The sequence below is a fragment of the Micromonospora sediminimaris genome, assembly GCF_016863575.1.
Classification (GTDB): domain Bacteria; phylum Actinomycetota; class Actinomycetes; order Mycobacteriales; family Micromonosporaceae; genus Micromonospora; species Micromonospora sediminimaris.
The window spans coordinates 1-5,382 of the sequence record NZ_BOPD01000063.1 but is presented as its reverse complement, the minus strand read 5'-3'; the positions used below and the strand labels follow the sequence as shown (position 1 = coordinate 5,382).

At 57.9% G+C, this 5,382-nt stretch carries 3 rRNA genes; all 3 read left to right on the top strand.

The features are described 5' to 3' along the window. Positions 1 to 153: 153 nt before the first annotated feature. The 3 genes from Vse01_RS29060 to rrf all read left to right on the top strand — a co-directional run bounded on the left by Vse01_RS29060 (position 154) and on the right by rrf (position 5,381). Positions 154 to 1,668 (top strand): 16S ribosomal RNA (locus tag Vse01_RS29060). Positions 1,669 to 2,057: 389 nt separating this feature from the next. Further along, positions 2,058 to 5,169 (top strand): 23S ribosomal RNA (locus Vse01_RS29055). A 95-nt stretch (positions 5,170 to 5,264) separates the two neighbouring features. Then, positions 5,265 to 5,381: ribosomal RNA gene (gene rrf, locus Vse01_RS29050) — 5S ribosomal RNA — on the top strand. Together the 16S, 23S and 5S rRNA genes form the textbook arrangement of a ribosomal RNA operon. The last annotated feature ends 1 nt before the right edge of the window (position 5,382 follow it).

Genomic DNA, 5,382 nt, shown 5'->3' with positions numbered 1-5,382 from the left:
GGTGTGTGGTTGTTCTTTGAGAACTCAACAGGGTGCTTGATATGCCAGTGCCAAATTTTTGTTTGATTCCCGGGCTGGCCAGTTTTTCTGGTTGGTTTGGATTCCTTTGGCAACAATTTTGTTTGTTGCTGGGATGGATTTTCCTTCAGGTTTTTGTTGGAGAGTTTGATCCTGGCTCAGGACGAACGCTGGCGGCGTGCTTAACACATGCAAGTCGAGCGGAAAGGCCCTTCGGGGTACTCGAGCGGCGAACGGGTGAGTAACACGTGAGCAACCTGCCCTAGGCTTTGGGATAACCCCGGGAAACCGGGGCTAATACCGGATATTCACTTGCGGACGCATGTTTGTGGGTGGAAAGTTTTTCGGCTTGGGATGGGCTCGCGGCCTATCAGCTTGTTGGTGGGGTGATGGCCTACCAAGGCGACGACGGGTAGCCGGCCTGAGAGGGCGACCGGCCACACTGGGACTGAGACACGGCCCAGACTCCTACGGGAGGCAGCAGTGGGGAATATTGCACAATGGGCGGAAGCCTGATGCAGCGACGCCGCGTGAGGGATGACGGCCTTCGGGTTGTAAACCTCTTTCAGCAGGGACGAAGCGTAAGTGACGGTACCTGCAGAAGAAGCGCCGGCCAACTACGTGCCAGCAGCCGCGGTAAGACGTAGGGCGCGAGCGTTGTCCGGATTTATTGGGCGTAAAGAGCTCGTAGGCGGCTTGTCGCGTCGACTGTGAAAACCCGTGGCTCAACTGCGGGCCTGCAGTCGATACGGGCAGGCTAGAGTTCGGTAGGGGAGACTGGAATTCCTGGTGTAGCGGTGAAATGCGCAGATATCAGGAGGAACACCGGTGGCGAAGGCGGGTCTCTGGGCCGATACTGACGCTGAGGAGCGAAAGCGTGGGGAGCGAACAGGATTAGATACCCTGGTAGTCCACGCTGTAAACGTTGGGCGCTAGGTGTGGGGGGCCTCTCCGGTTCTCTGTGCCGCAGCTAACGCATTAAGCGCCCCGCCTGGGGAGTACGGCCGCAAGGCTAAAACTCAAAGGAATTGACGGGGGCCCGCACAAGCGGCGGAGCATGCGGATTAATTCGATGCAACGCGAAGAACCTTACCTGGGTTTGACATCGCCGGAAATCTCGCAGAGATGCGGGGTCCTTCGGGGCCGGTGACAGGTGGTGCATGGCTGTCGTCAGCTCGTGTCGTGAGATGTTGGGTTAAGTCCCGCAACGAGCGCAACCCTCGTCCCATGTTGCCAGCAATTCGGTTGGGGACTCATGGGAGACTGCCGGGGTCAACTCGGAGGAAGGTGGGGATGACGTCAAGTCATCATGCCCCTTATGTCCAGGGCTTCACGCATGCTACAATGGCCGGTACAATGGGCTGCGATACCGTGAGGTGGAGCGAATCCCAAAAAGCCGGTCTCAGTTCGGATCGGGGTCTGCAACTCGACCCCGTGAAGTCGGAGTCGCTAGTAATCGCAGATCAGCAACGCTGCGGTGAATACGTTCCCGGGCCTTGTACACACCGCCCGTCACGTCACGAAAGTCGGCAACACCCGAAGCCGGTGGCCCAACCCTTGTGGAGGGAGCCGTCGAAGGTGGGGCTGGCGATTGGGACGAAGTCGTAACAAGGTAGCCGTACCGGAAGGTGCGGCTGGATCACCTCCTTTCTAAGGAGCACCATCCAGCGAAGGCTGGTATGGAGCCCGCGGCCCGCGGATGTCGGGTCGGGGTGCTCGTTGGCGGAGACACTGGCGAGTTTTTCTTGGCAACGGCCGGAGTTTTCTTAGTACAGCTGCCCTGTGGGGTGGTGGGAACGGGGTTCCGGTGCGGCTGGGGGAGGCGTAGGGCACCCTGTTGGGTCCTGAAGGAACAACCCGTGGTGGTTGTCTTTCAGAGCCGTGGGATGAGCGGGAGCTTGTCCAGGCGCCAGGCATGGCCTGGCCTCGCATACCGGATGTTGCCCCCTTTTTTTGTGGGTGGTGTTGCTGGTGTGGGGTTGGTGGGTTGTGGGTTGGTTGTTTGTTGAGAATTGCACAGTGGACGCGAGCATCTTTGTGGTCAAGTTGTCAAGGGCGAACGGTGGATGCCTTGGCACCAGGAGCCGATGAAGGACGTGGGAGGCCGCGATAGGCCTGGGGGAGCTGTCAACCGAGCTGTGATCCCAGGGTGTCCGAATGGGGTAACCCGGCATCAGTCATGTGATGTCACCTGCACCTGAACTCATAGGGTGTGTGGAGGGAACGCGGGGAAGTGAAACATCTCAGTACCCGTAGGAAGAGAAAACAACATGTGATTCCGTGAGTAGTGGCGAGCGAAAGCGGATTGAGGCTAAACCGGTTGCGTGTGATACCTGTCAGGGGTTGCGTGGTCGGGGTTGTGGGACCCTGCTACACGAGCTGACACTCGTGTGAGGAGTGATAAAGCCAGTGGTTAGCTGAATGGTCTGGAAAGGCCGACCGTAGACGGTGATAGTCCGGTAGGTGAAAGCTGCTGGTCTTCTGTGGGTGTTCCCGAGTAGCGGCGGACTCCTGAAATCTGCCGTGAATCTGCCAGGACCACCTGGTAAGCCTAAATACTTCCTGGTGACCGATAGCGGACGAGTACCGTGAGGGAATGGTGAAAAGTACCCCGGGAGGGGAGTGAAATAGTACCTGAAACCGTTCGCCTACAATCCGTCGGAGCCTTGCGGGGTGACGGCGTGCCTTTTGAAGAATGAGCCTGCGAGTTAGTGGCATGTGGCGAGGTTAACCCGTGTGGGGGAGCCGTAGCGAAAGCGAGTCTGAAGAGGGCGTTTGAGTCGCATGTTCTAGACCCGAAGCGGAGTGATCTAGCCATGGGCAGGCTGAAGCGCGGGTAAGACCGTGTGGAGGGCCGAACCCACCAACGTTGAAAAGTTGGGGGATGACCTGTGGTTAGGGGTGAAAGGCCAATCAAACTCCGTGATAGCTGGTTCTCCCCGAAATGCATTTAGGTGCAGCGTCGTGTGTTTCTTGCCGGAGGTAGAGCACTGGATGGTCTAGGGGGCCTACAAGCTTACCGAAATCAGCCAAACTCCGAATGCCGGTAAGTGAGAGCGCGGCAGTGAGACTGCGGGGGATAAGCTTCGTAGTCGAGAGGGAAACAGCCCAGATCACCAGCTAAGGCCCCTAAGCGTGTGCTAAGTGGAAAAGGATGTGGGGTCGCATAGACAACCAGGAGGTTGGCTTAGAAGCAGCCACCCTTTAAAGAGTGCGTAATAGCTCACTGGTCAAGTGGTTCCGCGCCGACAATGTAGCGGGGCTCAAGCACACCGCCGAAGCTGTGGCACTCACACAATGACTTCGCGAGGTCCTTCGGGGTTTCGTGCAGGTGTGTGGGTGGGTAGGGGAGCGTCGTGCCGGGGGTGAAGCAGCGGGGTGACCTAGTTGTGGACGCGGCACGAGTGAGAATGCAGGCATGAGTAGCGAAAGAAGGGTGAGAAACCCTTCCGCCGGATGACCAAGGGTTCCAGGGCCAGGTTAATCCGCCCTGGGTGAGTCGGGACCTAAGGCGAGGCCGAGAGGCGTAGTCGATGGACAACGGGTTGATATTCCCGTACCCGCGAAGGAGCGTCCCTGATGAACCTCGTTGTGCTAACCACCCGAGCCTGGTGCGGTCTTCGGACCGAGCTGGGGGAGCGTGGGAACCTGGCGGGTAGTAGTCAAGCGATGGGGTGACGCAGGAAGGTAGCTGAGCCCGGCCGGTGGTTGTGCCGGGGTAAGCGTGTAGGCCGACGTGTAGGCAAATCCGCACGTCATGAAGGCTGAGACGTGATGCCGAGCCGATTCAGGTGAAGTCAGTGATCCTATGCTGCCGAGAAAAGCCTCTAGCGAGTTCCGAGCGGCCCGTACCCCAAACCGACACAGGTGGTCAGGTAGAGAATACCGAGGCGATCGGGCGAACTGTGGTTAAGGAACTCGGCAAATTGCCCCCGTAACTTAGGGAGAAGGGGGGCCGGAGACGTGAAGCCCCGCGCGGGTGGAGCGTTGTATGGCCGCAGAGAGCAGGGGGAAGCGACTGTTTACTAAAAACACAGGTCCATGCGAAGAAGTAATTCGATGTATATGGACTGACGCCTGCCCGGTGCTGGAACGTTAAGGGGACCTGTTAGCTCTTCGGGGCGAAGCGGAGAACTTAAGCGCCAGTAAACGGCGGTGGTAACTATAACCATCCTAAGGTAGCGAAATTCCTTGTCGGGTAAGTTCCGACCTGCACGAATGGCGTAACGACTTCCCCACTGTCTCAACCACAGGCCCGGCGAAATTGCAGTACGAGTAAAGATGCTCGTTACGCGCGGCAGGACGGAAAGACCCCGGGACCTTTACTATAGCTTGACATTGGTATTTGAGTCGGCTTGTGTAGGATAGGTGGGAGCCGGTGAAGCTCATACGCCAGTATGGGTGGAGGCAATCTTGAAATACCACTCTGGTTGATTCGGGTATCTAACTTCGGACCGTTATCCGGTTCAGGGACAGTGTCTGGTGGGTAGTTTAACTGGGGCGGTTGCCTCCTAAAGGGTAACGGAGGCGCCCAAAGGTTCCCTCAGCCTGGTTGGCAATCAGGTGTTGAGTGCAAGTGCACAAGGGAGCTTGACTGTGAGACTGACGGGTCGAGCAGGGACGAAAGTCGGGACTAGTGATCCGGCACTTGCGTGTGGAAGCGGTGTCGCTCAACGGATAAAAGGTACCCCGGGGATAACAGGCTGATCTTCCCCAAGAGTCCATATCGACGGGATGGTTTGGCACCTCGATGTCGGCTCGTCGCATCCTGGGGCTGTAGCAGGTCCCAAGGGTTGGGCTGTTCGCCCATTAAAGCGGTACGCGAGCTGGGTTTAGAACGTCGTGAGACAGTTCGGTCCCTATCCGCCGTGCGCGTAGGATACTTGAGAAGGGCTGTCCCTAGTACGAGAGGACCGGGACGGACGAACCTCTGGTGTGCCAGTTGTCCCGCCAGGGGCACGGCTGGTTAGCTACGTTCGGAAGGGATAACCGCTGAAAGCATCTAAGCGGGAAGCCTGCTTCAAGATGAGGTATCCCACCCCACTTTGTGGGGGTAAGGCCCCCAGCTAGACGACTGGGTTGATAGGCCGGAAATGTAAGCCCGGTAACGGGTTCAGTTGACCGGTACTAATAGGCCGAGGACTTGACTATCAAAGTTGCTACGCGTCCACTGTGTAACTCACAACAAACAAACAACACCCCAACAAGCGTGTTGGTGTTGGTGTTGTTTGACATGTTGATAAGGTTACGGCGGTCATGGCGGAGGGGAAACGCCCGGTCTCATTCCGAACCCGGAAGCTAAGCCCTCCAGCGCCGATGGTACTGCACCCGGGAGGGTGTGGGAGAGTAGGACACCGCCGGACA